We start from the raw sequence: 23,513 nt of genomic DNA, 5'->3' as shown, positions 1-23,513 counted from the left end.
GGGCTGCTGGGAAGGGCAGCTTTTGGACTTTTTTGGGCGATCGTTGTTTTTGCCGTAGTCGGCGCTGGAGCAATGGCAGTCAATCCAGCTAGTAACAATAAATTAATTCCGAATAAAGTTAGTTTTGACACGGTTAATCTACTAGGGTATTCAGTCAATTTTGCTAGGTTTGTCAGCGGTCGGATTTTCAGCCAGCACATTGTAACAGCTAAAATAGCTGTTGCTTTTACGAGTAGACATTTTGACTTTTGTACGGGCAGGTTCTTTAAAGAGTTCTGTCTCCAAGGGAGATTTTGGGTAACCTTACCCCTACAGCTTTTGGCTTACTGAAATCTTTACTGTTGCCAGCTATGAATTTTGCTCTATCTAATTAGCACACCTTTTTTGCAAAATTGACAAATACTTTAAGCTTCGTTACAAAAGAAATAACCCACACTAAGTCAAAAAGTATTTCTATATACATAGCTCGGCTCGCATAACTCTCCAGTACATTGAGTCACTACTGCTAATTTCTCTATCAGCAGGCAAACTATTGGAGCTATACGCTAAGATGTGTTTTCGTAGCGCTGGCGTTCCCTTCAATCCTTTCTTTGACGACAGCAGCTATAGAGAAATTAGCCAAGCACGTATCTAGAAAAACAGTATTAATTCTTCTTGCTTGTTAGCTCAGAAAATCTAGTAAAGCTAGTGACAGTTTCAACAATTATCAAAAGTTCTCTTCTCTCAAAGTTTATAACTTGTTTTTACTTCTAAAGACAGATACCTCAACTATTTCTACTGATAGATAGGTAATTTGCTAATTTAATCTAAATTAAGCTCAGGGTGAATTAGCTAAAAAAAATCTTACAAAAGTACAAAAAAACAAAGGAGTTAATAGCTATGTCATATGTCAATCGACCAGTAAATGAAGTCATGACCGAACCAGCGGTTACAGCTAGGGTCACAGATTATCACGATCGCGTTCGCTGGGGTCCAATTCTATCAGGATTAGTTGTCACATTAGCAACTCAATTGATCTTAAGCGCATTATTTGGTGCAATTGGAGCAGACACGGTAGCTGGTTCGGGCGCGCCTAGAACCAACGCCCCTAACGTTGCAGGAAATGTTGGTATCTGGTCGGCTATCGGTTTGTTAATTTCTCTGCTCACAGGCGGTTGGTTTACAGCCCGCGCTTGTGGACCGATGAATCGCTCTACAGCACTACTTAATGGTGCAATTCTCTGGGCAACAACTCTCGCACTTAGCTCTTGGTTGTTGGCAAGTGGTGTGACTGGTGCTTTCGGTCTTGCTACCAATGCGGCTGCAAATGCTGCTGGAGTAATTAGCAACCAGGTGCAACAAGGAGTCAACTTACCACAAGGTGGGAATCTAACTGCCGAACAAGCAAAAGAAGCTGCTGATGCAACTGCGAGAGGCTTGTGGTGGTTTGTGTTTGGTTCCTTGCTAGGTTTAATTGCATCCCTGATTGGTGCTGCGGCTGGTGCGCGTAAACCTCGTACTAACGGAAACTATACTTAATCAGAACTGCATAGTAGTTTTTGACATACCGAATTAGGTAAACAATTTGCATCAATAGCCTAGTTGACATCTATAAAAAGTACCTGAGAGCGGGTACTTTTTATTTTTGATTTTCGTTTGTCAATACTATGTACTTCCTAATTTAGGAACTATTGTTGCTCTCCCAAAACACCCCACACTCCTGCTTCTCCAGATGCGTTCGCCGGATTGGTAACGATCGCTTTTCCTGTAGATAGAGTATAGGCAATTGGTAGCAGCCCTACCGCAAAAGAACATAAAACCAATAGCAGCACTAGCCTAACTGGATGAGGATGAGGCAGTTCTACCATCCACTCTTGAGCTATAGCTATGCGATTCAGTCTTTCTTCCCGACTTAATCTGCTTTTTGTCTGCATTGCTAAACACCAGATTCATAAAAAAGTTTGTTTTCACTTAAATATTACAGTTATTTTCTGTATCTAAAAATACAAAACTTGATTTATTTTAGAAAAATTTACAAGATCGGCGGATTTTCCTCTGAGAACCTCAGCCCTTTCTTCTATCTTCTGTCTGCTGACACCGGATAGTGGCGATCGCTGCCTTTAAGTGTTCGAGTATATTGTGATGACCGTAGATCGGAGTAGCTTTCTATTTAAATTCACCTATCAAAAGAGATATTGATAACTACGCAATCAGGAATAGATTCATATCTAAAAAATAATTATGCAAAGCTCCTTGGTAGCTACATTTGAATTAAACTTCGCGCCAATTCAATAAAAAATCAATCTGTCGATCTCCTAAAAGCCTTATCGAGCAAAGAATTTGAGCGTTAAAATCTAAAAATTTTTAAGCTTTTCTGCATTAGATTCACATTTGAAAATTCAAAGCTATTAACGATGCTCTAATTTATGTATCAAGAAATAATAACAATAAAAAATAAATAATGTGCTGATGCGGTGTTAATTGCAAAAATCGATTAATTGCATCAATAAATGTTGGCAAACCGTAGTATTTTATACTATTGACGTGCTAAAGCTTTTATAACTTAGAAAAAGTCAACGGCTTTAAAAAACTAAAAATAGCAGTGATATTAAACATCAACAACTGAATTCAAATCACAATCCTACCCTAATAAGTAGCGATCTATTAGCTATCGGTTACTAATAACTGATAACTGTTGTTACGGGAGAATTTGAGATGGCTGGTATATGGTCATTCAGCGGACGCTATCGCATTCTACATTTAACATGGCTGGCATTTTTTCTCACGTTTGTCGTCTGGTTTAACTTTGCCCCTTTCGCGCCAACAGTCAAAGCAGAACTCGGTTTAAGCGAAGCCCAATTGAGAACGATCGCCCTTTGTAACGTCGCTTTAACAGTACCAGCACGAATTATTGTAGGGATGATATTAGATCGATTTGGACCTCGAATCACCTATTCCTGTTTGTTAATATATGCAGCAATTCCGTGTTTAGCATTTGCCTTTGCCCAAAATTTCAGCCAATTAGTTTATAGCCGCTTAGCTTTAAGTATTGTTGGTTGTGGATTTGTTATTGGAATTCGCATGGTAGCTGAGTGGTTTCCTCCCAAAGAAATTGGCTTGGCAGAAGGAATTTATGGTGGCTGGGGGAACTTTGGTTCTGCGGGTGCTGCCTTCACTTTACCTTCCATTGCCGCAGCAACAGCTTTTCTTGCCGGAGGACAAATTAACTGGCGCTTAGCGATCGCTTCCACGGGAATTATTGCAGCAATCTTTGGCATCATCTATTTTTTTAACGTCCAAGATACACCACCAGGTAAAGTTTACGAACGTCCCGCTAGTAGTGCGGGAATGGAAGTCACTACCAAGAAAGACTTCTGGTTTTTATTACTAATGAACGTGCCTTTAGTCGGCATTTTGGGCGTACTTGCTTGGCGTTTAAATCAAGTTAAATTTTTCAACGCCACAACAATGTATGTCATTTGGTTTCTACTTCTGTGCCTGTATTTATTTCAGTCTTACAATATTTGGCAAGCAAATAAGCAGTTGATGCAGGGTGAAAAACGCTATCCCCCAGAAGATCGCTATCAATTTTCACAAGTTGCCAGTTTAGAGTTAGCTTACGTTGCCTGTTTCGGTTCGGAATTAGCTGTTGTTTCCATGTTGCCGACATTTTTTCAACGCGGCTTTGGCTTAAATGCAACCATAGCAGGGGCGGTTGCCGGAATATATGCATTTATGAATCTGTTTGCCCGCCCTGGTGGGGGATTGATTTCTGATAAAGTGAACAGTCGTAAGTGGACGCTCGTTGTCACGCTGGCTGGGATGGGAATTGGCTATCTGATCTTTAGCAGTTTAGGCGGAAATGTCCCGTTACCAGTAGTAGCAGTTATGACAGCACTCGCTTCGTTCTTTGTTATGGCAGCAGAAGGTGCGACTTATGCAATCGTACCTTTAATAAAGCGTCGCGTCACCGGACAAATTGCTGGCAACGTGGGAGCTTATGGTAACGTTGGTGCAGTTGCTTTTCTCTCGATTTATAGTCTCTTGCCTAACGATCCAACAGGCGATCGCGTTTTCTTCCAGATGTTAGGAGTGGTGGGTTTAATCGTGACTAGTTTGTGTGCTTTCTGCCTCAAAGAACCAACAGGTTCTCATAGTACGGAAGATGTTCCAGAAGCGATCGCCACCAAAGTATCGGTAACAAAGTAGGTAGGCGATCGCCACGATACACGATATGTTCTCATAATGTGATTGTCAGGATGCATAGATATGTACCTGACAATCCTTCAATATGCTGACAAAAACGCAATCATTTTAAGATTTATTCTAATATTCTTAATATTTTTAATAATTACGCGATTGCCCACTCCTACACCTAAGTAAGATTGCGGTAGGTCTAGAATTTCTCCATGAGAAAATTACAAAATATATCCGTATATTCTCGTCTATAGCCAGCTATTTCTTCATGCGAACAATATAAGTCGGCGGAATTACTGCAATTCTCTTGATTGGAGTAGATTGCGGCACGACTAAAAAACTGTAGTTTCACTCATGCCATATATATTCAATTTTCTGTACAACCAGTATTAGGGATAAAGTTATTATAAATTCGCTCCAAGTTTTATTGCTACTTTAAAAGTTTTTATTAATCCCCGTTTCATAAATCTATGAATCTTTAGTCGGTCGCTCTCTAGTCCACATATAACTGAAGTAAAGTCTTGCACCAGAGAAATCTATTGAACGCTGCTCTTTTTCGAGATAACTATTTAAGTAATTCTAGCCAGCACTGGCGCACTATTTTTTTAAGAGATAGAAAAAATAGGAACTATATTGAGTTCTAACATTGCTCGTGCAAGGATTGAAAAAACATTAAGCATTATCATTATTCCGCAAATGAGCAAAGAGAGTGAATAGTAAGTAGATTTCACGTAACACCCCACTTTCATATCAATCACAAATGACTAACGATTAATGACCATCACTACAGCCGAGCTGACGAACCATTGAGAGTTGCTACCACCATTATGCCTACAGGATATCTGATGTCGATTATGAGATTTCATCTCGGATGGCGAGCGAATTCCGAGCAATCGGCAGTTCGCTGGGTGTGGTGGCTGCCAGTCTTTTGTCTAGTGGAAGCAGCCGTAACAATTTTTGGCGATCGAACTTGGAATTGGCAAAATGCGATCGTTGGTCTGCTATTTTTCCTAGTCATCTTGGCTGCGAATAAGGTAATAAATTACATTCCTTGGACGTTTTTTCGTTCTCAATGGTGGATCGAGCGCTATCGGATAAAAAGCGATCTCCCGTTACGAGATTTTGCTTTACTTCAGTTCAGTATTTTAGTTTTATTAGTCTGTGGTGCTACGGCAGTTGGTTGGTGTTTTCGGCAATTCTTAGGTATTAAATATATTGCCAATAGCAGTGTAATTTTTCTACTTTTATTAGTATCGTTAGCTTTTGTCAGCGTGGCGATCGCCTGTTGGACGACGTTACCGCAAGTTGCAGCAATTGATGCGGTGCGCCAACAAGCAGAAAACCTGTTTCTCAACGCCTCAGAACGATACGATTTAGTCATGCAAGGGGCAAATGAAGGACTGTGGGACTGGAACCTCGAAAATCATGAAATTTACTTTTCTCAGCGCTGGAAAGCTATGCTAGGCTACGCAGATGGCGAGATTGCCAACACTTTAAATGAGTGGCGCGATCGGATTCATCCCGATGACAAAGCGCAATTTCAACTTGAGTTATCTCGGCATTTAGATGGTACGACTAGCCATTTTGAACGGGAACACCGGATTTTACATAAAGATGGAACGTATCGCTGGGTACTAAGTCGCGGTTTGGCAGTCAGGAACGAGGAAGGACAAGCTTACCGCATGGCTGGTTCTCAAACTGATATTACCGATCGCCATCGTGCCGAAGCTCAGTTAAGTCATGATGCCTTACACGATCGACTCACGGGCTTACCCAACAGAATTTTATTTCAAGAGCGCTTAGAACACGTCTTGCAACTAGCGAAACGTCACAACATTTTCTCCTTTGCAGTGCTATTCGTCGATCTCGATCGGTTTAAAACAATTAACGATAGCCTGGGACATTTGGTAGGCGATCGGCTATTGATGGATATTGCCCAAAGACTCAAAGCATGTATCCGCAGCAGCGATACATTGTCACGTTTAGGCGGGGATGAGTTTGCCGTTCTGATTGAAGATGTGGACGACAAAGACGATATTATTCACCTAGTCGAGCGGATACAGCAAGAATTTAAGTTACCTTTCCACCTCAGCAGACAAGATGTCTACGCTAATGCAAGTATTGGCGTGTTAATCGAGACGGCTGACTACGACTGTGCTGAAGACTTGCTACGAGATGCAGATATAGCCATGTATCGGGCAAAAGAACGGGGACGTGGGTGTTATGAGGTATTTGACATCACTATGCGCGATCGCGCTGTCGCCATGTTGCACCTAGAAACAGACTTGCGCAAGGCAATTATCAACCAAGAATTTCAACTCCACTACCAGCCAATCGTCGCACTACATAACAACCAAATTACCGGATTTGAAGCCTTAGTCCGCTGGCAGCATCCCGACAAAGGCTTGATTCCGCCCATAGAATTTATCGGTGTTGCGGAAGAAACAGGACTGATTTTGCCATTAGGCATATGGGTGTTACAAGAAGCCTGCACTCAGATGCGTGCTTGGCACGAAGAATTTCCTTCCGATCCACCGCTATCAGTCAGCGTCAATGTTTCTGGTAAGCAATTTGCCCAAGTCGATTTAGTGGATAAAATTCGCCAAATTCTAGCAGAAACTAGTTTTGATCCGCATTGTTTAAAGCTCGAAATCACCGAAAGCACGATTGTCGAAGATTTAGCATCTGCTAAAGCCAAATTGATCCAGTTACAAGAGTTGGGCATTCAAGTTTCCATTGATGACTTTGGCACTGGTTATTCTTCTTTATCGTATTTAAGTCGCTTTCCGATCAATTTTTTGAAAATCGATCGCTCCTTCATTCAAGATATAGATACCAGCTCCGAGCGATTAGAAATTATTCGGGCGATCGTTTCCCTAGCCGATAGCTTGAAAATTGATGTCGTCGCCGAAGGAGTAGAAACCGCATCTCAACTCGCTCAACTCTGTTCCCTCCAACCTACATCTGGGCAAGAACACTTTGCTCAAGGCTACTTATTCTCCAAACCACTCAATCGCGATGCTGCCAAGAATCTGATCGCCTCCGGTCGCGATTGTTATGCTTCTAAGTAGTAGGGAGCAATTCAAAATTCACGTATTAATTCCGAATTCCGAATTCCGAATTCCGAATTCCGAATTCATTAAAACCATCCTTCCTGTTCCAATGTCTCAATCAATTGCAGTCCTCGCGGATCGCCGACACCGAGAATGGCGGCTCTAGCATCTTCTTTTACACCTAAATCTTCATCTTCGGCAAAAGCTTGAATTAGGGCATCGACTGCCGTAGCATAGACGACGTTAGAAGGGAGTTCGCGACATAATTGACCTACCGACCAAGCGCAATTGCTCCTGACTGCTGCTACGGGGTCTTGCACCAAAGCTTCAATCAGGGGTGGCATGGCTCCGACTACTGCTTCATAACCGATTTCTGCCATTTGTGCTAAAGCGCTAGCAGCCCACAGCCGCACGGCGGAAATGTCGGTTCTCAAAGCTTCTGCTAAAGGTTTGAGGGAACGGCGATCGCGGCAGTTGCCTAAAGCCCAGACAACTCCCTTACGCACGTAACCGTTCCAGTCTCGATTTAATTGTTGAATCAGTGCCTCTACCGCTTCTGGGCTGGGGTTGCGTCCGATCGCATAGGCAGCGCTGACTCTGACTAAAGGACAAGCATCTGTGAGTAAGCGAATTAAATGGGGCGTTGCCCGCTCATCTTCAATTTCACAGAAAGCCCGCGCTGCTAGCATCCTCTGCTGAGTTTGAGGATTTTCTAGCAGGGCAAGCATTTCATCTGGGTTAGGTTTTGCAGTCTCAGAATCAGCAGTTAAAGCACCTAGATGATCTAGGGGACTATCTAGCTGTACGGCTTCATCTAATATGCTAAGGTCGTCTTCGTCATACATGAGCGATCCGTTCACCGCGTTCTTTTGCCATCAATCAATGTGGCTTGGCGATCCAAATAGGTTAGCTACAATGATTTTACTCTGCTCGACACCCTACGGCTAACTCCTTTATGTTTTTATCTGCGATCGCACTTGCGTTTGCCACTTGCAGATCGCGACAACACGCTCTACTACCTACCGCAATAAGTCAGAATTTTGATAGAAGATAATTAACGGTAGTTTAGGAATGGATATCAAAAACGGGTTTGTCGGTACTGTAGGCAATACACCCCTGATCCGGCTCAACCGCTTCAGTGAAGAGACTGGATGCGAAATTCTTGGTAAGGCAGAATTTCTCAATCCTGGGGGTTCGGTAAAAGACCGCGCCGCACTTTATATTATTAAGGATGCGGAAGAAAAAGGCATTCTCAAGCCTGGGGGTACGGTCGTGGAAGGGACAGCGGGAAATACTGGCATCGGACTTGCCCATATTTGTAATGCTAAGGGCTACAAAAGCTTAATTGTGATTCCCGATACCCAGTCGCAAGAAAAAATGGATGCGTTGAGGCTGTTGGGGGCTGAGGTGCGTCCTGTTCCTGCCGTACCATACAAAGACCCGAATAATTATGTCAGACTCTCCGGTAGAATTGCCGAGGAGATGGAAAATGCAATTTGGGCAAATCAGTTTGATAATTTAGCCAATAGAAGGGCGCATTACGAAACTACAGGTAAAGAAATCTGGGAACAAACGGATGGTAAAGTTGATGTTTGGGTAACTTCTACGGGAACGGGGGGTACGCTAGCAGGGGTAGCTATGTACCTGAAAGAAAAAAATCCTGCCATTAAGACAGTTTTAGCCGATCCGATGGGTAGTGCGCTTTACAGTTATATCAAAACAGGTGAAACCAAAAGCGAAGGCAACTCCATTACAGAAGGTATTGGTAATAGCCGCGTGACTGCGAATATGGAAGGCGTACCGATTGACGATGCAATTCGCGTGACTGACGATGTAGCAGTGAAAATTGTCTACCGTCTGCTACAAGAAGAGGGATTGTTTCTTGGCGGTTCTACAGGAATTAATGTTGGTGCGGCGATCGCACTAGCCAAGCAATTAGGTCCAGGTCATACAATTGTGACAATTTTATGCGATAGCGGTACGCGCTATCAATCGCGGTTATTTAATCGCACCTGGTTAGCGGAAAAGGGGCTGTCGCCAGCTTAAATCTTTTCACTCAGCCGTGTCTCGGAAGATCCCCCCAACCCCCCTTAAAAAGGGGGGCTATGAGGGATTAGCTTGAATTTTAATTAATTTTTGGACGCTAACTAAAGCACGGTTGAGTTCGTGATTCTTGTGTTCTGGATGGGTGAGATAGGCTTGCTGTTCCTCTTCAATCATCTGTACATCTTGTAGTACTAATCCATCTAATAATTTTTGCGCCGAGCCGAATAAACTGTTTTTAACGAACTTCCTAAAAGCTACGGGTAATTTATGCAAGCGCCAGAAGGCATTGAGAGAAGTAAAATGAATTAAATAAGCGCGGGTTTTTAATTCGTTGATTGGACTAAATAAACAATAGATTTTAAAATCATTTCCTAATGTGGATACCCAATTAGGATAAATATAACTTACGTCTAATGGTTCGGGATGGAGCCGACGCAAGGCAGGAAAAAATAATTGTGATATCGACCAGATTTTATCAATTTTGTAATAGCTTTGTGCTTGATAATGCGCGTCAACTCGTCCTTCATCTTCATAAATGTCTTGCAAAATTGGATCTGCCCAAGCTTGCCAACTTTGATGTAAATGTCCGTGATACATATCCATCAAATTTTCAATTAAGTAAGAATAATGAGCGGCACATTCAATAATTGAAACAGTGGCAATATAGTTGAGATGATCCCACTCTGGTAAGCCTAGAGGTTGAAGTTGTGTAGCTAGATTGCGATCGCCAGGAAATAACCAAACAAAACCATCTTGTTCTCGAATTGGATAATGGCGAATTTTGCAATTGGGTAGTTTTTGATTTGCTGCTAAATAAGGAACGGCAACACATTCACCATTTCCAGCAATGCGCCAGCCGTGGTAAGCGCATTCTATATTGTTATCTATAACTCGTCCGTGACTGAGTTTAACTTGACGGTGCGGACATCGATCTTCTAATGCATATACTTTACCATCATCACCACGATAAATGGCGATCGCTTGATGCCAAAGAGTGATGGCTATAGGGTTAGTTGTAACTTCACGACTACGGGCGACTGCATACCAATGATTCGGATTAATTCCGGTTTGTCGAATATCGCGTTGTTGTGAGGCTAGCGAGGGTGTTTGCATAGCTTTCTATATTTTTGAATCTAATAATTATAGAATTTGTAGAGTGCGTTATTTAACGCACCCTACTGTAATTAAATCTTCAACATTCCCTCTGGATTAACAGAAAAAAGCGATCGCCTTTGCAATCCTTCACGGTGTAAAATCTCATTTGCTGCCAATAACCCACTGCTGACAGCCCTCTCCATTAACCCACAAGGAAATGGCATTTTGACCCAATCACCTGCAAAGATTAAATTAGGAATCTCTGTACTTGTCTCCGGTCGATCGCTATAGCTATTTGGTGGATAACCAGAGAAATTCTTTTGATTGACTAATTCCCGATGCAACATTTTTGCTTGCTGTAACTGCGGTACGATTTCGTATAATTCTTGCTCGAATGTTGTCAATAAAGCTTGCTGATTGGGAAACTCTTTTTCTTTGTAACAATAGGCGTGTAACTCCACGACGCTACCACCCGTTTTATTTGCCCATTCAATATATGGTTCCTGAATGCGATGGTAAAGAGTAATGCTATCGGTAAGTTGATAGCCAGATAGAGAGGTAAAATTGCTGTGTTGCCAATCAAAATCGCGATCGAACCAGAAGCGACAGACAGCGAAAGGATCGGCTATAGACAACTTTTCGACTTGCGATCGCACTTGCTGGCTAACTTCTCCCGCGACTAAGGTAAATAATTGTTGTACTCCTGGTACGTCAGTGGCGAAGACGTAGTAGTCGGCTTGAATTGGTAATTGGTAATTGGTAGTTGGTAGTTGGTTGTTCAATGACTCACGACTCCCGACTAGTTGCAATCGATCTTCTTGCTGTTTGACAACTTGAAAGCGGGGTAAATCTCTTTGTGCTGGTCCTTTCAGAACTTTCCCTTGGCGATCGTATACTGCGCCATGACAGGGACAGTGAAACTTGCCGTCTTCTGCGAGTTGTACGGTACAGCCTTGATGGGTACAGGTAAGGGAGATTGCTTCTTTTTTTTCAGAAGAAACAACATACACGCGATCGGCTGCACCGTAATATTCTACGTTTTTGCCGTTGTCAATTTCTGGAAGGGCGGGTTTAACTGCGGAATTCTGCGTCGTTTGACTGGTATCCTCAAAAAACCCGCCTCTACGTGATTCTTGTAGGGGCGCACTGCTGTGCACCCCTACGATTCCCGTTACCCAAAACGGCGTACTTTCCCCTTCTCCCTGAGAATAGCTGAGAGATGAAATCTTGCCATTTTGAGCTTGAATTGCGGTGACACTAGCACCTGTGACGATCTTGCCACCATTTTGCGCGATCGCACTCGCAATTGGTTGGACTAAACTCGTACCCATGTCGTAGCGCGTACCGTTAAAAGCCAGTCCTTCGGGATTGCCAAAAAAGTAAAAGTGGAAAAATTGCATTAATTCCCCCACACTCATCAAATCTGGGGCATTTAAGCTTGATTTGGCGAAGGGTAAAAAGTATAAATCGTATAATCCGTGCGGAAAACTCCGTTCTACCCACTCGGCTACGGAAAGATTATCTAAACGTTGAAAGGTTTTTTGGGTTTGAAATCCGGTAATTGCCCGAAATACCTGCCAATGTTCCCATTTTGTCAGGTTAATGCCCCATTTGAGCCGATTGGGAGAGGCGATCGCTAAATCGACGATATTCCACGGGAAAGCTGAGTGGCTGGGACGGAAGACTTCTGGCTGGTACTTTCCCCCCCGATAGAGGACGGCGTAGGAATTTAAAGACCGAAAATTGTCCTGAATTTTTAGTTCTGCCACGATACTTTTGAGGTTGTAGTACTGGGGAAAGAAACCGTGGAAGCCGTGTTCCATCATAAAAGTTTCCCCTGCTGCTTCAACCTGCCAGCTGGCAATCTTACCACCCAGTTGTGGCGATCGCTCTAATAGCGTCACGGCAAATCCGCGCTGACTCAGTTCGTAGGCGCAAGCTAATCCAGCTAATCCCCCACCGACAACAACTACGCTTTTCGATTGAGTTAGCGATCGCGGTAGATCTAATCTATCTGGTTGGTGTACCGTAGGCTGTGGTTTTGAAAACCGAGTGTATCCCACAACTCCCCCGACAGCACCAATCCCACATAGCTTAAATAAAGTGCGTCGAGAAATTGGCTGTGAAAGCACGTCGTTTGATAATGGATTCAAGTTAACTCCTCACTCCCATCACGATGAAATACTGGCGAGAAACGCTGGCTGTAGCACAACGAATCTTAATTGAACTACTGCGTCGCCGTCGCAGCTTAATTTTTTGGAGTATTTTTCCCGTTTCTGTATTGTTGCTTAACGGATTTATTTTGGCAGAACGAGCCAAGCTGTCAATAGACCAAGCTTTTAATATTGCTGCACCCTTAACGTTAGTAGGAGCAGCGTTGTTTTTCAGCTGTTTGGGTGGTACGGTTGCTACTATCGTTTCCGAACGAGAACAACAAACTCTCAAGCGTCTATTCATTTCTCCTCTAAGTGGCACTTCCTACTTTTTAGGAATTTTTCTCGCTCACAGTTGTATTGGCATAGGACAAGCTGTACTAATTTATACGATTTCTTCATTATTTTTTAATGCGAGTTTCAATGGCTCCTTGATTTTAGGCTGCTTAATTATTTTACTGAGTATAGCTGCATACGTAGGTTTAGGTTTTATTTTAGGCACGCAATTAGCTCGCCGCACGGAAGATGTCAATGCTTTAATCGCGGCTTTTGGCGTGCCGTTATTGATGTTAGGCGGTGCTTTTATCCCTGCTTTTTTGTTTCCGAAACATTTACAACAAATTGCCAAGTTCAACCCGATTTATCACATGAATACAGCTTTTTTAAAAGTTTCTGCTAACGGAAGTGAGATGGCTGAAATCAGCGAGAACTTCTGGTTTTTAGTTGGCTTCACGGGATTGATGGTACTGGGAGGATGGTTATCTTATCGGCGAATGTTGATAGTAGAGAGAAGGTTGTGAGGAAATATAATATTTTCAAGAATCTTTGGCAGGAAGTCTAAAGGTAATCGAGCGCAATAGGTCACCCTCTCGATATTCAATTGTCAATTTGCCGCGACGTATATCTATTTCTTCTGCTAATAGCAAAGTATCGGTTCCTATAATCTTACAGTCTTTTGAAAGTTTGAGTCGCTGCAATAGCAAACAGCTATCTGACATAAAAGCTACTTTTGTAGTAGGATGATCATCCCACTCATAGAAGTTAAAGATTCTAGGTATAGGGATGGGAGCAGCCGATGCTATGCCATTAATTACCTGCGAAAAAACTGTTTTCACTCTGGTTGTGTGCAACAACTTTACAGTATTACCCATCCGTTCCAGTCGAATCCATTCATCATCAGGACCAGAGGTTTCAAGTTTCAGCTTGATAACCTGCTGCACGCGATCTGCGATCGCTGTAGAAGATTTCTCCCCTTGACAGCGAGAATTCAGGGGAAATTTTTGACATAAAGTGTCTAGTTTGACTTCGCGAGCATAAACTTTTGGTATTGTTGCGGAGCTAATTAATATGGTGGCTGTTGTTGTTAGTGCTACCTTAATTAGTTTTTTAGCCACGGCAATTTTCATCACAGATGTCCTCTATGAATAAAATATTTGATTTAATTGCATTGAGCTTTATGAGGTAACTATCAACCGCTCTTGAGTTAACTTGTGTCACCTACTTACAGTAGCAATCTAGTTAATAAATCATGCAATTGCTGGCGTTCTTCAGGTGATAACGGAGCGAGAAACTCCGATTCTGCGGTTCTAGCTAACTCAGTTGCTTGTTTTAAAAACTCCTGCCCTTTATGAGTTAATGTGACAGCATAAGAGCGGCGATCGCTTGGATTCGGCATCCGTTCAACTAGTTCCAGTTGCTCTAGACGATCTATAAATTGAACCATCAATGCTCGGTCAACCTCCACTTGCTGTGCTATTTCTGCCTGAGATAAGGGTCCTTGCTCATCGAGCAGAAAGAGAATTCCATAATGCTTTGGGTGAATCTCTAGTGGAGATAGGTGACTCGTGAACGAATGGCGCAATCTATCCGCTGCCTTTATCAACAGCACGCTTGTCCACTTTGCTAACGCAGGACGTAGTGGTAAAAACGTGGAACGCTCTCCAGTGTTCTTTTTCAATCCGTTCGTGATGTAACTTCATGTATAACTTAGCATCTACGATCAAACCATAATAGTTAGCTTAGCAAATAGTTGAGTGATTCAACAATTTATTGTTTCAACTATTTTTTAGCGAATGTGGCTGATTTGAGATACTGGAGTGAGCTATACCAATGAAAGCATGAATGCTATGGAGGTATACTACTATTCAAGAATGTGCTGCATCGTCGCAAAGTAGTGACAAATCCAGGATGTAGGAATAACTAGAACTGCAACAAAATGTGGATCGTCCTGTATCGGCGTTAAAAATTAAGAAAAAGAAAAAAAATAGTAGCTAATTCTGGCACTATCGGAGATAAATAGATGTGAACATACTCCTCGATAAATGACATTTACGTATACTCGTACTATTCGCTTTCAGGATACTGATGCAGCTGGGGTTGTTTACTTTGCCAGCGTTCTATCTATGTGCCATGAAGCTTACGAAGAGTCTTTAGCGGCATCGGGGATTAACATCCAAGCATTTTTCAGTAAATCGTCGTCAGTTGCCGTTCCGATCGTTCATGCCAGTGCAGATTTTTTTCGTCCGATGTTTTGTGGCGATAAAATTTTAGTCAATCTCACGCCGAAATATATGGGCGATGATTATTTTGAGGTAACTTATAGAATGGTTGACGCAGGCGATCGCGAAGTTGCCAAAGTATTGACAGAACACGTTTGTATCGATCCAGAAAGCAGAAGCAGACAACAACTACCTAGCGAGATTGTCCAGTGGTTTCAACAGTGGGTAGATTAGACAAATCTGGATCGCGATTTTCTTGAGTCAAAATCGCGATCGCTTTTAATTGTTCTCGGTTGAGTTTACCTTGCGCGTTACGAGGTAACTTTTGAGCGCTAATCCAATATTTAGGGATCTTAAATTTAGATAACGTATTGGCGATCGCGGCTTTAATTTCTCTTGCAGAAACTGACGGAAATTTAGGAACGTAAATTGCCGTGACGACTTCTCCCCAAATGCGATCGCAAAGTCCAATTACAACAATATCATTGACTAATTGAGTTGCTCTAATCGCCGCCTCAACTTCACAAGGATATACGTTTTCGCCTCCTGTAATAATCTTATGACTGTTGCGACCGACAATATTTAAATAGCCGCGATCGTCTATATAACCTAGATCGTCTACCTGAATCTCTACTTGTTCTAACAAATCTGGATAGTAGCCTAAAGCTAAAGACTTAGCCTGAATGCAAATCGTGCCAATTTCATTGGGATTTAATATTTCCTGCTTAGAATTAATAATCCTAATTTGCGCGTGAGGTAAGACTCGACCGCAACTGTTATATCCTTGAAGAAAATCTTCTGGCTTGAGGGTAGCAATTTGTGATGCCGTTTCTGTCATTCCATAAGTAGGTGCTAGTCTGATTCTATAATCTCTGGCTCGATCTAAAAGTTCTTGCCAAGCAGACGCGCCACCTAATAATACTGTTTGGAATTGTGCCAACCAATCGATTAAAGTTGAACTCTGTAATAGACGCTGAAGTTGAGTTGGAACCAAAGAAATAAAAAAATCTTCAGGATCGATATCGGGTATAACTCCAGATTCTATAGTTTTAAAAGGAAAAATTGCTAATTTACCGCCAGTAGTTAGCGATCGCATAAATTGCATTAAGCCACTAACATGATATAGAGGTAAAACACAAAAAGAATTAATTTGCTGAATTTGAAAGTATGTTTGAAAGCCTCGAACGGATGCACTTAAGGTATCCCAAGTATGAATGGCGAAACGAATTTCACCCGACGATCCACCCGTGGGAATCATGATAGATGAATTCGGAATTCGGAATTCGGAATTCGGAATTAGCGCTGTTCTTTTTTGATTCTTGACTTCTCCCCAAATCACATCTGGCTGTACGATATCAAATACTTGCTGCCATTCTCCTTCTCCCCAAAAGGGATTGCAGAGAAAGACAGAACAATCTGCACTACAGGCAGCGATAAATCCAGCTAGAAATCGAATTGGGTTGCTTTCAGCTACAATAATTCTAGGCGAATTCTTTTGAGAAGATTGCTCGATAATTTCTAAATAAAATTGCTCTGCTAGTTCGACAAGTTCGTCGCGATCGCCACCAATTAACCAATGGCGATCGCCAGATTTCTTTATAGTTTCTAACAAGCTTGCCATAATTGTTCTAGCCAGGTTTGTTCATTTTCCTCTAACCAGTGATGTACGCCAAATCCAACTGCGCGACGATTGATAGATAGTTCTGCTGCTAGTTTTAAAGCTGCTTGTCTACCGACAATAGTTTCAAATACGGAAGAGAATACCGCATCAATTTTGCGTTCTTGACAGAACTTTCGCAAACGACTTGGCGAACCAGCAATACTGGGTTTGATCGTAAAAATTCCTCGCCATCCCTGCTGATAGCAAGTCTCTAATTGAGTCAAAGTAGCTACAGATTCATCCAGCGCGATCGCGGTAGCATAAAAGTAACTTAATTCCTGCATTTCGGTAAACTTTTCTACAGCAAGCGGCTGTTCGATATATTCAATTTCTACACCTACTCCCGTTGCCATAACATTATCGCAGGTATACAGCCACAAATTTGCCTCATCATAACTCAGTCCCCCATTGGCATCTAATCGCAGTTTTACTCTCTCTGGCAATACTTCAATTAAGTGGTGAAAAATTGCTAATTCTTCCGAAATCGGATAAACTCCAATTTTCCATTTAAAAGTGTTGTAACCATCTTTTGCTAAACCTTGCCAGGTTGATAAGGCGGCTTTGCCAGCAGGAAGTAAGGCACTGTAAGGCAAAGATGTTGTAGGGGCGTACAGATGTACGCCCCTACTACCACAATTAACATTTTCCCATGCTGATTCAAATCCAAACTGACAAGCGGGAAGGCGATCGGGAATTGAAAAAATGATTTCCTCAGAAATTTCTTTTGGTAGCTGACGACAAAAATCTAAGGCTTGTTCTACTGTTTCCGAACCAAACCAACTAATAGGTGCAATCTCACCATATCCCACATTTGAATCGCCAGTCAATCGAATTATAATCCCATCTCGCACATCCCAAACGCCATGATTTGTTTGTAGAGGTGGTTTAAATCGTCGTCGATAAGGACGAAAATCGAATTGAGTCATGGGAATCTTCTCTAGCCACTAGTCACCAGTCACTAATAACTGACACCTATAACATGAATCCTAATCCTAACAGTAATCCGCAGACAAAATGCAACCCTACGGCAATAAACTTACAATTGCTTACTTTTTCTGGTTGGTCATGATATTGTAGAACGTGCCGACACAACTTAATTGCAAAGGGTAAGCTTAACCAACTTAGTAAAGTCCACGTTGGAAATATATTTAAAACTGCTAATAAACTGGTTAAGGTGTAAATACTGCCACAAATCCAGGGTAATAAATTAGCAGATAAAGCCGTACCCAAACGGACAATAGGCGATCGCTTTCCGGCAGCGAGATCGTCCTTGATTTGGTGAAAGTGAGAACAAAATAGAATTAAGCTAGTAATAGTTCCGACAATAATTGAAGCAGCTAAGTTTGTTGTTGACCAAGATTGAGTTTGACTATAATAAGCTGCTGAAACTGCGAGTGGACCATAAGCTACAAAGCACAGAATTTCCCCTAACCCGTGATATCCTAAGCGAAAAGGTGGTCCCTGATAAGCGTAGCCGATCGCGCAGCACGCGAGGATAATTCCAATTATAGTTAAGTCTCGTTGCCACCAGGCGATCGCTAAAATACCCAATAAACCCAAAATCAAAAACAGATTCCCAATCCAGAAAATTAGACGTTTATTTCCAGTTAAATTCACCAAAGAGTGAGCTTTATTTTTATCGATTCCCGTTTCAGAATCGAAAACATCATTGCTGATATTACTCCAAGCCACAATACAGATAGCAGCAGTGAGAAAAGTCGAAAATACGCCTGCATTCAAACTTTTTGTTTGCGCAACTGCTACCGCAGTCCCTACCCAAATTGGAATAATGGCAACGCTGTACATTGGTGGTTTAATTGCTGCCATCCACAATTTCGATTTAGGTTGAGAATTAGAATATGTAATCAGCTTTGTTGTCATTTTAAAGGGTGATTGGTAATTGGTAGTTGGTAATGGGTAATGGGAGTTGGCAGTTGGTTGATAGTGAGTGGCTAGTGGAACCAGACTCAATTCTTATCACTAGCCACTAGCCACTAGCCACTAGTCACTGATAACTGATAACTGACAACTGATGACCGTCCCCATTTCTTGTACTATAGGGATCGGTGCATTTGCGGCATGAGAGTAGCTGTCATTCCCATGCTGTCTGCGTTCTAGCGGTTTTCTCTCGCTCTGGACTTCGTCCCGCTTTGCTAACACTCCTTGCTCCTCGCTCCTCGTATGCAAACCGATCGCCTGTAGCCATCCCATCACGATTTAATAATCTTTAGGAACAGAAGTTAAAAAAAATTTACAGTTAAAAAAAATTTACTAAACTTGGATGCAAAAATAGTTTACTTTAACATTCATGCTCCTTTTACCGCGCCCTGCCAACTACCACTTAAACTGCCAGAAGCTATACCAGTTTCTTGTAGCTTCGCAAAAAAACTGCGATCGAAATTGTTCTCAAATCGTCAGCATTTCTCTGGAGATCGATTCGATCGATCCGCTGGCTTTACTAGAAAAATTAGCTCGACCCCATCAATTAAATTTCTATTTCGAGAATAAAAGCAAAGGAGAGGCGATCGCTGCTATTGATGCTGTAGCACAGTTACAATTGGCAGGTGCACATCGTTTTCATTTGACTCAAAAGTTTATTCGCTCTTGTTTAAAAGAAACCGATATTTTTGATTCTTCTAACCATACTTTTGCTAAACCACATTTCTTTTGTAGCTTCAGTTTTTTCTCGGAGGCTACAGCAGATTATCCCTTTCCAGTTGCTACAGTATTTCTACCCCGCTGGCAAATTGCTAGACAAGGCGAACGCTGCGTATTAGTTGCTAACTTGCCAATTGAAGCAGATACAAATATAGATGTATTCATTCAACAATTATGGCGTAAGATTCATGAGATTACCTCAATAGAACAGCCAGAAAACGAAGGAAATCATTTTCAACGAGAATTCAGTCAAGTTGATGTCAGTAGTATCGATCGCTTTAAACAAGCAGTTATTGACTGTTCGGAATTAATTTACGAGCAACAACTGAGTAAAGTTGTCCTGGCTCATGCAATTGACGTGCAGGCAAATACCAACTTTAACTTATTTAATTGTCTCAACCGCTTGCGACAGATGCATCCCGATTGTTACGTGTTTTCTACTCATAATGGGAAAGGACAAAACTTTATTGGCGCGAGTCCAGAACGATTAATTAGCATTCGCGATCGCCAACTATTCACCGATGCTTTAGCAGGTTCGATTTCGCGAGGAAAAACAACGGCGGAAGATGCAGTATTAGCCAATCAATTATTGCAGAGTGAAAAAGAAAGACACGAACATCGAGTTGTGATTGACTTTATTACGCAAAGTTTGCAAGAACTCGGTATTGCAGCACGATTATTATCGCCTCGGTTACGGCGACTAGCAAATATTCAACATTTATGGACACCAATTCAAGCTAAAGTTCCGATTGATGTTCATCCATTAGAAATTGTTGCCGCTTTACATCCAACTCCAGCAGTAGGAGGAGTTAGCAGACAACTCGCTTGCAAAAAAATTCGCACCTACGAAAAGTTTGAAAGAGGTTTGTATGCCGCACCTTTAGGTTGGGTAAATCATCAAGGAGATAGCGAGTTTATTGTGGGAATTCGTTCGGCTTTAATTGATGGCGATCGCGCTAGGTTGTATGCTGGTGCTGGGATTGTTGCTGGCTCTAATCCCGATCGAGAAATTGCCGAAGTCAGGTTGAAATTACAGGCATTACTGAAAGCTTTGATTTGAGACTAAGGTATCCATCTGGGACGAAAGCCAGGTAAGGGCAACTGTTCGGGACGCAATTGGTTGGTGAGATCGGCATTTATAGTTTCAGGAAGTGGGAGTAGCCATAAATGACTGGTGGCGATCGCCTGTCCTTGCTCGGTACGAGGTAAAGTTGGAGATGGGTTAGCATTGGCTGCTGTCACGACTTGATCGAATAGCAAACCCAAGCCATCGGGAGCTAAACTCATCTGAATATCTCTCTGATTGGGTAGCACGACTAGAGGCGTTTGTTTTCCGGTTTTGAGATCGATCGCGCTTAAATACGGCTGTTCCTCATAAGTATTTCCCTGCATCAACTGTGTCAGCAAGCAGTAGAGAATTCCGGCACGCGGATCGAACTGAGCGCTGAGAATAGAACCAGTCGTGCGTAATAATTCTCTTTGTACGCCTTGGTTTGTGACTAAAAATAGCGATCGCGTGTAATCGGAATTAAACCGCACCATTGCCCCTTGCGTACCATCGGGGGCAAAGTCCAGTACCATACCAAATTGAGGCAGAAATTCTAAGGGTTTTTTGGCATCAGCTTGTAAAGGTAAAATTGCGACTCCTTGTCCTTGGGCAACTGCTACTGTTTGACTGTCAGGAGTAATTAAAAAGTCTCCTCCTGGTTCCGTTTCCATTTCCTGCGGCGGAGAATTGGGACGGACGATCCAAAAACCAAATCGATCGGATTGACGCTGGCTGACACGCTGCACCAATATAGTGTTGCCATCGGGAGACAAGTCAAATTTGAGATTTTGATAGTCTTTGTTATCTAAAATTAGGTCAATTTTGCCTGGAGACGGGACTTGTTGACGATTCAAGAAAGAAAACCAGTGAGTCCGATCTGGTTGAGGGGTAGAAATTCCAGTTGTGACAGTATAAATCTGGGCAGAAAGTAACCCTTGGGGATTTTGATTTTGCCGATTTTGGCGATCGCTAGCAGAAAAGAGAATTTTGTCACCATGAGGATAAAGCTTATAATCAACGACTGCCAGATTTTTCGGCGTGAGGATCGTTTTCTTTTGCTGGGTGAAATTGTAAAGGACGAGCCTGCCTTGTTCCTCTCCTTCTACACCGAGATAGACAAAAGCGCGATCGCGGGTACTAAAAGTTGCCTCAAAAGGTTGTAGCAGCCGCCTCAAATCTGTTTCAGGCGTAAACTTATCTCTGGCAAAGCGTAACTGCACGCGATACGTCGCGCCATAGGGTGCTGGTTCTAGCAAAGTATACGCTAACCGTCGTCCTGCCCAACTAACTTTACCTGGTAGTGGCGGATCGATTTGTAAGTTTGCCTCGACGCTATTGGTATTCATCGGACGGCTAAACGTGAGGCTAAAAGAGCGATCGCTAGCACCAATCTGTCTAGCTTGCCAACTAAAATCTCTCACTTTGGGTGCAACTATGTCCCCGCGCCACACCAACAGTCCAATGAGCAGACTGAGAACGAAGATCAGGGCGATCGCCACGCGATCGATGGGTTGGAACCAAGACTTAGTAGCTGACATCTTAAATTGGTTGTTGATTGTGAGGGAGTGGATAGTGGCTGGTGGCTAGTAGCTAGTTTCTTGTTTCGGTCTAGTCACCAGTCCCTAGCCACTAGTCACCGAGTGCTGATTTTTTGTAGTCAATATAACAAATGACCAATGACGAATGACTCTTCAGGTAGAGGTTGGAGATCGGCTGGAGATTGCAAATAGAGAATAGGTGCGGATGAAGCAGATGTACTAGTCAAATGCGATCGCCACACTTTGAACAATCGCTTAACAAACACCCGCGATCTGTCAGTCACTTGACGGCATGAGTGAGGGTGTGAGGAATACATAAGCATTACAAAACAAGGAAGTTTAATAGCAATGCAACGCAAAATTATCACTGCTGCTCTTGTGGCAGTCGGGTTGTTTGTCTCTTTAGAATACAAAACCTTAGCACAATCAAGTCAATCCCCAACTCAATCTTCTCCTGGAACTACGACGCAGCCTGTTCCTGATGCAACTCGCTCTACACCTGGTGCAACTGAGTCGAATCCCAGCATAAACCAACCTAATCGCGATTCAACTCAGACTCAACCCAGCACAACCGGGCAAAATCAGCAACTCAGTACTCAAGATCGGCAGTTTATTACTGAAGCAGCCCAAGGGGGAATGGCGGAAGTCCAACTCGGAAAACTTGCCTTGCAACGCGCCTCTAGCCAAGAGGTAAAAGATTATGCTCAGCACATGATTGACGAGCATACTAAAGTTAATCAAGAGCTAATGGCTTTGGCACAACAAAAAGGTGTAACTCCACCAAAAACCATCGGTCAAAAAAATGAAGCTGTACGGGCAAAGCTATCGAAGCTTTCTGGCAGCGCTTTTGATAAGGCATATATGAACGAGGCAGGAGTTAAAGCCCACGCTCAGCAAGAAGCTTTATTCAGCCAGCAGGCGAAACAAGGTCAAGATCCAGATCTAAAAGCTTTTGCTGCTAAAGTCTTACCCACAGTACAAGAGCATTTGCAACAGGCACAAAAACAAACGGGTAATAGTGCTACTAAAAAATAAGTGAGTCGTAGGGGCGGGTGCGCGCAAGCGTATTCACGGCTGTAACCACAAGTCTTTGTCCAAAACCCGCCCGTACAGATAGAGACATTACATATAACGTCTCTACATTAATCGTTTCTTCTTACACTAGTTGCTCAGCATTTGGTCTGTATATTCAATATAACTTTCTGCGGTTTGGATTTGTGCTGTGGCTTCAGGTAGAAGAAAACTCAGTTCTTCTACCAATTTTTCTTTTTCTTCTAGAGATAGTTTTTGATCGATTTGAGCTTGGCTCAAATTATCTCTGTAATTATGGAGAAAAGTATCGAGATTTGCAAAAAATACATCCACTCTTTGCTGAAAATCTTTATCTAGATATTTCTCGATTTCCAAATTAATATTATCAATACTGCCTTCAATCGATTGATTCACTTTGGCAATTAGCGTATTTAAAGATACAGTATAGTAATCTTCAATCACTCGCGGTCGTCGGATCTGAACTTTGACTTCTACGGGAACTATCCACAACCAATGCCACCACTGACGCTGATTTCTTAATACTTCCACATTACCG

The 23,513-nt window shown here is 42.4% G+C and carries 21 protein-coding genes and 1 pseudogene; 9 read left to right on the top strand and 13 right to left on the bottom strand.

The window, feature by feature from the left end; all coding sequences use genetic code 11:
• Positions 1-330, top strand: a 330-nt coding sequence (locus C7Y66_RS31275; RefSeq protein ID WP_158265975.1) for a hypothetical protein, incomplete at its 5' end; no start/stop codon positions are given.
• Positions 331-879: 549 nt separating this feature from the next.
• A complete protein-coding gene (locus C7Y66_RS22040; protein ID WP_015156044.1) occupies positions 880-1,518 on the top strand; it encodes a hypothetical protein in 639 nt (212 codons plus the stop codon).
• Positions 1,519-1,667: 149 nt separating this feature from the next.
• Here the strand turns inward: C7Y66_RS22040 and C7Y66_RS22035 are convergent, their stop codons facing one another.
• Positions 1,668-1,913, bottom strand: a complete 246-nt coding sequence (locus C7Y66_RS22035) for a hypothetical protein (RefSeq protein ID WP_106547234.1) — start codon at positions 1,911-1,913, stop codon at positions 1,668-1,670.
• Between the two features lie 781 nt (positions 1,914-2,694).
• On the opposite strand from C7Y66_RS22035, the gene C7Y66_RS22030 reads away from it, so the two are divergent.
• Both C7Y66_RS22030 and C7Y66_RS22025 read left to right on the top strand, forming a co-directional pair.
• Complete coding sequence (locus C7Y66_RS22030; RefSeq protein ID WP_106547233.1) at positions 2,695-4,188, top strand: NarK family nitrate/nitrite MFS transporter; 1,494 nt, start codon at positions 2,695-2,697, stop codon at positions 4,186-4,188.
• 842 nt (positions 4,189-5,030) lie between these two features.
• On the top strand, positions 5,031-7,247 hold the full coding sequence (locus C7Y66_RS22025) for a bifunctional diguanylate cyclase/phosphodiesterase (protein ID WP_233222796.1): 2,217 nt from the start codon (positions 5,031-5,033) through the stop codon (positions 7,245-7,247).
• Between the two features lie 68 nt (positions 7,248-7,315).
• Here C7Y66_RS22025 and C7Y66_RS22020 read toward each other — a convergent pair whose 3' ends face one another.
• Positions 7,316-8,074, bottom strand: coding sequence for a HEAT repeat domain-containing protein (locus tag C7Y66_RS22020; RefSeq protein ID WP_015156040.1), 759 nt, complete (start codon positions 8,072-8,074; stop codon positions 7,316-7,318).
• A 226-nt stretch (positions 8,075-8,300) separates the two neighbouring features.
• Here C7Y66_RS22020 and C7Y66_RS22015 point away from each other — a divergent pair, with 226 nt between their 5' ends.
• Positions 8,301-9,275 (top strand): cysteine synthase A, encoded by a 975-nt coding sequence (locus C7Y66_RS22015; RefSeq protein WP_106547232.1) that lies wholly within the window; start codon positions 8,301-8,303, stop codon positions 9,273-9,275.
• A 57-nt stretch (positions 9,276-9,332) separates the two neighbouring features.
• Here C7Y66_RS22015 and C7Y66_RS22010 read toward each other — a convergent pair whose 3' ends face one another.
• Positions 9,333-10,388 carry an aromatic ring-hydroxylating dioxygenase subunit alpha gene (locus C7Y66_RS22010; protein ID WP_106547231.1) on the bottom strand — a complete coding sequence of 352 codons (1,056 nt, stop codon included), beginning with the start codon at positions 10,386-10,388 and terminating at the stop codon, positions 9,333-9,335.
• A gap of 71 nt (positions 10,389-10,459) precedes the next feature.
• A complete protein-coding gene (locus C7Y66_RS32590) occupies positions 10,460-12,523 on the bottom strand; it encodes an FAD-dependent oxidoreductase (RefSeq protein ID WP_106547230.1) in 2,064 nt (687 codons plus the stop codon).
• Positions 12,524-12,546: 23 nt separating this feature from the next.
• Here C7Y66_RS32590 and C7Y66_RS22000 point away from each other — a divergent pair, with 23 nt between their 5' ends.
• Positions 12,547-13,323, top strand: a complete 777-nt coding sequence (locus C7Y66_RS22000; RefSeq protein WP_106547229.1) for an ABC transporter permease — start codon at positions 12,547-12,549, stop codon at positions 13,321-13,323.
• A 15-nt stretch (positions 13,324-13,338) separates the two neighbouring features.
• On the opposite strand, the gene C7Y66_RS21995 is transcribed toward C7Y66_RS22000, so the two are convergent.
• Positions 13,339-13,929, bottom strand: coding sequence for a hypothetical protein (locus tag C7Y66_RS21995; protein WP_106547228.1), 591 nt, complete (start codon positions 13,927-13,929; stop codon positions 13,339-13,341).
• Between the two features lie 95 nt (positions 13,930-14,024).
• Complete coding sequence (locus C7Y66_RS21990) at positions 14,025-14,480, bottom strand: MarR family winged helix-turn-helix transcriptional regulator (RefSeq protein WP_158265974.1); 456 nt, start codon at positions 14,478-14,480, stop codon at positions 14,025-14,027.
• Between the two features lie 364 nt (positions 14,481-14,844).
• Here C7Y66_RS21990 and C7Y66_RS21985 point away from each other — a divergent pair, with 364 nt between their 5' ends.
• Positions 14,845-15,255 carry a thioesterase family protein gene (locus tag C7Y66_RS21985; protein WP_106547226.1) on the top strand — a complete coding sequence of 137 codons (411 nt, stop codon included), beginning with the start codon at positions 14,845-14,847 and terminating at the stop codon, positions 15,253-15,255.
• On the opposite strand, the gene C7Y66_RS21980 is transcribed toward C7Y66_RS21985, so the two are convergent.
• The 4 genes from C7Y66_RS21980 to C7Y66_RS21965 all read right to left on the bottom strand — a co-directional run bounded on the left by C7Y66_RS21980 (position 15,215) and on the right by C7Y66_RS21965 (position 18,895).
• The gene (locus tag C7Y66_RS21980) at positions 15,215-16,642 is read right to left on the bottom strand and encodes a 2-succinylbenzoate--CoA ligase (RefSeq protein WP_106547225.1); all 1,428 of its coding nucleotides are present in this window, start codon (positions 16,640-16,642) and stop codon (positions 15,215-15,217) included. The genes C7Y66_RS21985 and C7Y66_RS21980 overlap by 41 nt on opposite strands.
• Positions 16,627-17,607, bottom strand: coding sequence for an o-succinylbenzoate synthase (locus tag C7Y66_RS21975; protein ID WP_106547224.1), 981 nt, complete (start codon positions 17,605-17,607; stop codon positions 16,627-16,629). Before C7Y66_RS21975 ends, C7Y66_RS21980 begins: the two co-directional genes overlap by 16 nt.
• A gap of 46 nt (positions 17,608-17,653) precedes the next feature.
• Positions 17,654-18,562 (bottom strand): 2-carboxy-1,4-naphthoquinone phytyltransferase, encoded by a 909-nt coding sequence (gene menA, locus C7Y66_RS21970; RefSeq protein ID WP_106547223.1) that lies wholly within the window; start codon positions 18,560-18,562, stop codon positions 17,654-17,656.
• Positions 18,563-18,682: 120 nt separating this feature from the next.
• Positions 18,683-18,895 (bottom strand): hypothetical protein, encoded by a 213-nt coding sequence (locus tag C7Y66_RS21965; protein WP_127024099.1) that lies wholly within the window; start codon positions 18,893-18,895, stop codon positions 18,683-18,685.
• A 94-nt stretch (positions 18,896-18,989) separates the two neighbouring features.
• Here C7Y66_RS21965 and C7Y66_RS21960 point away from each other — a divergent pair, with 94 nt between their 5' ends.
• Positions 18,990-20,399 (top strand): isochorismate synthase MenF, encoded by a 1,410-nt coding sequence (locus C7Y66_RS21960; protein WP_106547222.1) that lies wholly within the window; start codon positions 18,990-18,992, stop codon positions 20,397-20,399.
• A 2-nt stretch (positions 20,400-20,401) separates the two neighbouring features.
• Here the strand turns inward: C7Y66_RS21960 and C7Y66_RS21955 are convergent, their stop codons facing one another.
• Both C7Y66_RS21955 and C7Y66_RS30630 read right to left on the bottom strand, forming a co-directional pair.
• A complete protein-coding gene (locus C7Y66_RS21955) occupies positions 20,402-21,925 on the bottom strand; it encodes an Ig-like domain-containing protein (protein WP_106547221.1) in 1,524 nt (507 codons plus the stop codon).
• Positions 21,926-22,044: 119 nt separating this feature from the next.
• Entirely contained in the window at positions 22,045-22,242 is a 198-nt protein-coding gene (locus C7Y66_RS30630; protein ID WP_146149843.1) for a hypothetical protein, read from the bottom strand.
• A gap of 31 nt (positions 22,243-22,273) precedes the next feature.
• On the opposite strand from C7Y66_RS30630, the gene C7Y66_RS21950 reads away from it, so the two are divergent.
• Positions 22,274-22,960, top strand: coding sequence for a DUF4142 domain-containing protein (locus C7Y66_RS21950; protein ID WP_015156027.1), 687 nt, complete (start codon positions 22,274-22,276; stop codon positions 22,958-22,960).
• 126 nt (positions 22,961-23,086) lie between these two features.
• On the opposite strand, the pseudogene C7Y66_RS21945 reads toward C7Y66_RS21950, so the two are convergent.
• Positions 23,087-23,513: pseudogene (locus C7Y66_RS21945) on the bottom strand (dynamin family protein); the annotation flags it as partial.

This window comes from Chroococcidiopsis sp. CCALA 051, from assembly GCF_003015105.1.
Classification (GTDB): domain Bacteria; phylum Cyanobacteriota; class Cyanobacteriia; order Cyanobacteriales; family Chroococcidiopsidaceae; genus Chroococcidiopsis; species Chroococcidiopsis thermalis.
Note: the sequence above shows the minus strand (reverse complement) of the source record. Positions and strands in the feature narration are given on the sequence as shown.

What these genes read in the sequence shown, in the direction of transcription:
- C7Y66_RS21960 (WP_106547222.1), top strand. Translation starts at nt 18,990, where the DNA reads ATGCTCCTTTTACCGCGCCCTGCCAACTACCACTTAAACTGCCAGAAG.
- menA (WP_106547223.1), bottom strand. Translation starts at nt 18,562, where the DNA reads ATGACAACAAAGCTGATTACATATTCTAATTCTCAACCTAAATCGAAA.
- C7Y66_RS22015 (WP_106547232.1), top strand. Translation starts at nt 8,301, where the DNA reads ATGGATATCAAAAACGGGTTTGTCGGTACTGTAGGCAATACACCCCTG.
- C7Y66_RS22030 (WP_106547233.1), top strand. Translation starts at nt 2,695, where the DNA reads ATGGCTGGTATATGGTCATTCAGCGGACGCTATCGCATTCTACATTTA.
- C7Y66_RS22000 (WP_106547229.1), top strand. Translation starts at nt 12,547, where the DNA reads ATGAAATACTGGCGAGAAACGCTGGCTGTAGCACAACGAATCTTAATT.
- C7Y66_RS30630 (WP_146149843.1), bottom strand. Translation starts at nt 22,242, where the DNA reads ATGTATTCCTCACACCCTCACTCATGCCGTCAAGTGACTGACAGATCG.
- C7Y66_RS22040 (WP_015156044.1), top strand. Translation starts at nt 880, where the DNA reads ATGTCATATGTCAATCGACCAGTAAATGAAGTCATGACCGAACCAGCG.
- C7Y66_RS22020 (WP_015156040.1), bottom strand. Translation starts at nt 8,074, where the DNA reads ATGTATGACGAAGACGACCTTAGCATATTAGATGAAGCCGTACAGCTA.
- C7Y66_RS21950 (WP_015156027.1), top strand. Translation starts at nt 22,274, where the DNA reads ATGCAACGCAAAATTATCACTGCTGCTCTTGTGGCAGTCGGGTTGTTT.
- C7Y66_RS22010 (WP_106547231.1), bottom strand. Translation starts at nt 10,388, where the DNA reads ATGCAAACACCCTCGCTAGCCTCACAACAACGCGATATTCGACAAACC.
- C7Y66_RS21980 (WP_106547225.1), bottom strand. Translation starts at nt 16,642, where the DNA reads ATGGCAAGCTTGTTAGAAACTATAAAGAAATCTGGCGATCGCCATTGG.
- C7Y66_RS21995 (WP_106547228.1), bottom strand. Translation starts at nt 13,929, where the DNA reads ATGAAAATTGCCGTGGCTAAAAAACTAATTAAGGTAGCACTAACAACA.
- C7Y66_RS22025 (WP_233222796.1), top strand. Translation starts at nt 5,031, where the DNA reads ATGAGATTTCATCTCGGATGGCGAGCGAATTCCGAGCAATCGGCAGTT.
- C7Y66_RS21955 (WP_106547221.1), bottom strand. Translation starts at nt 21,925, where the DNA reads ATGTCAGCTACTAAGTCTTGGTTCCAACCCATCGATCGCGTGGCGATC.
- C7Y66_RS21975 (WP_106547224.1), bottom strand. Translation starts at nt 17,607, where the DNA reads ATGACTCAATTCGATTTTCGTCCTTATCGACGACGATTTAAACCACCT.
- C7Y66_RS22035 (WP_106547234.1), bottom strand. Translation starts at nt 1,913, where the DNA reads ATGCAGACAAAAAGCAGATTAAGTCGGGAAGAAAGACTGAATCGCATA.
- C7Y66_RS21985 (WP_106547226.1), top strand. Translation starts at nt 14,845, where the DNA reads ATGACATTTACGTATACTCGTACTATTCGCTTTCAGGATACTGATGCA.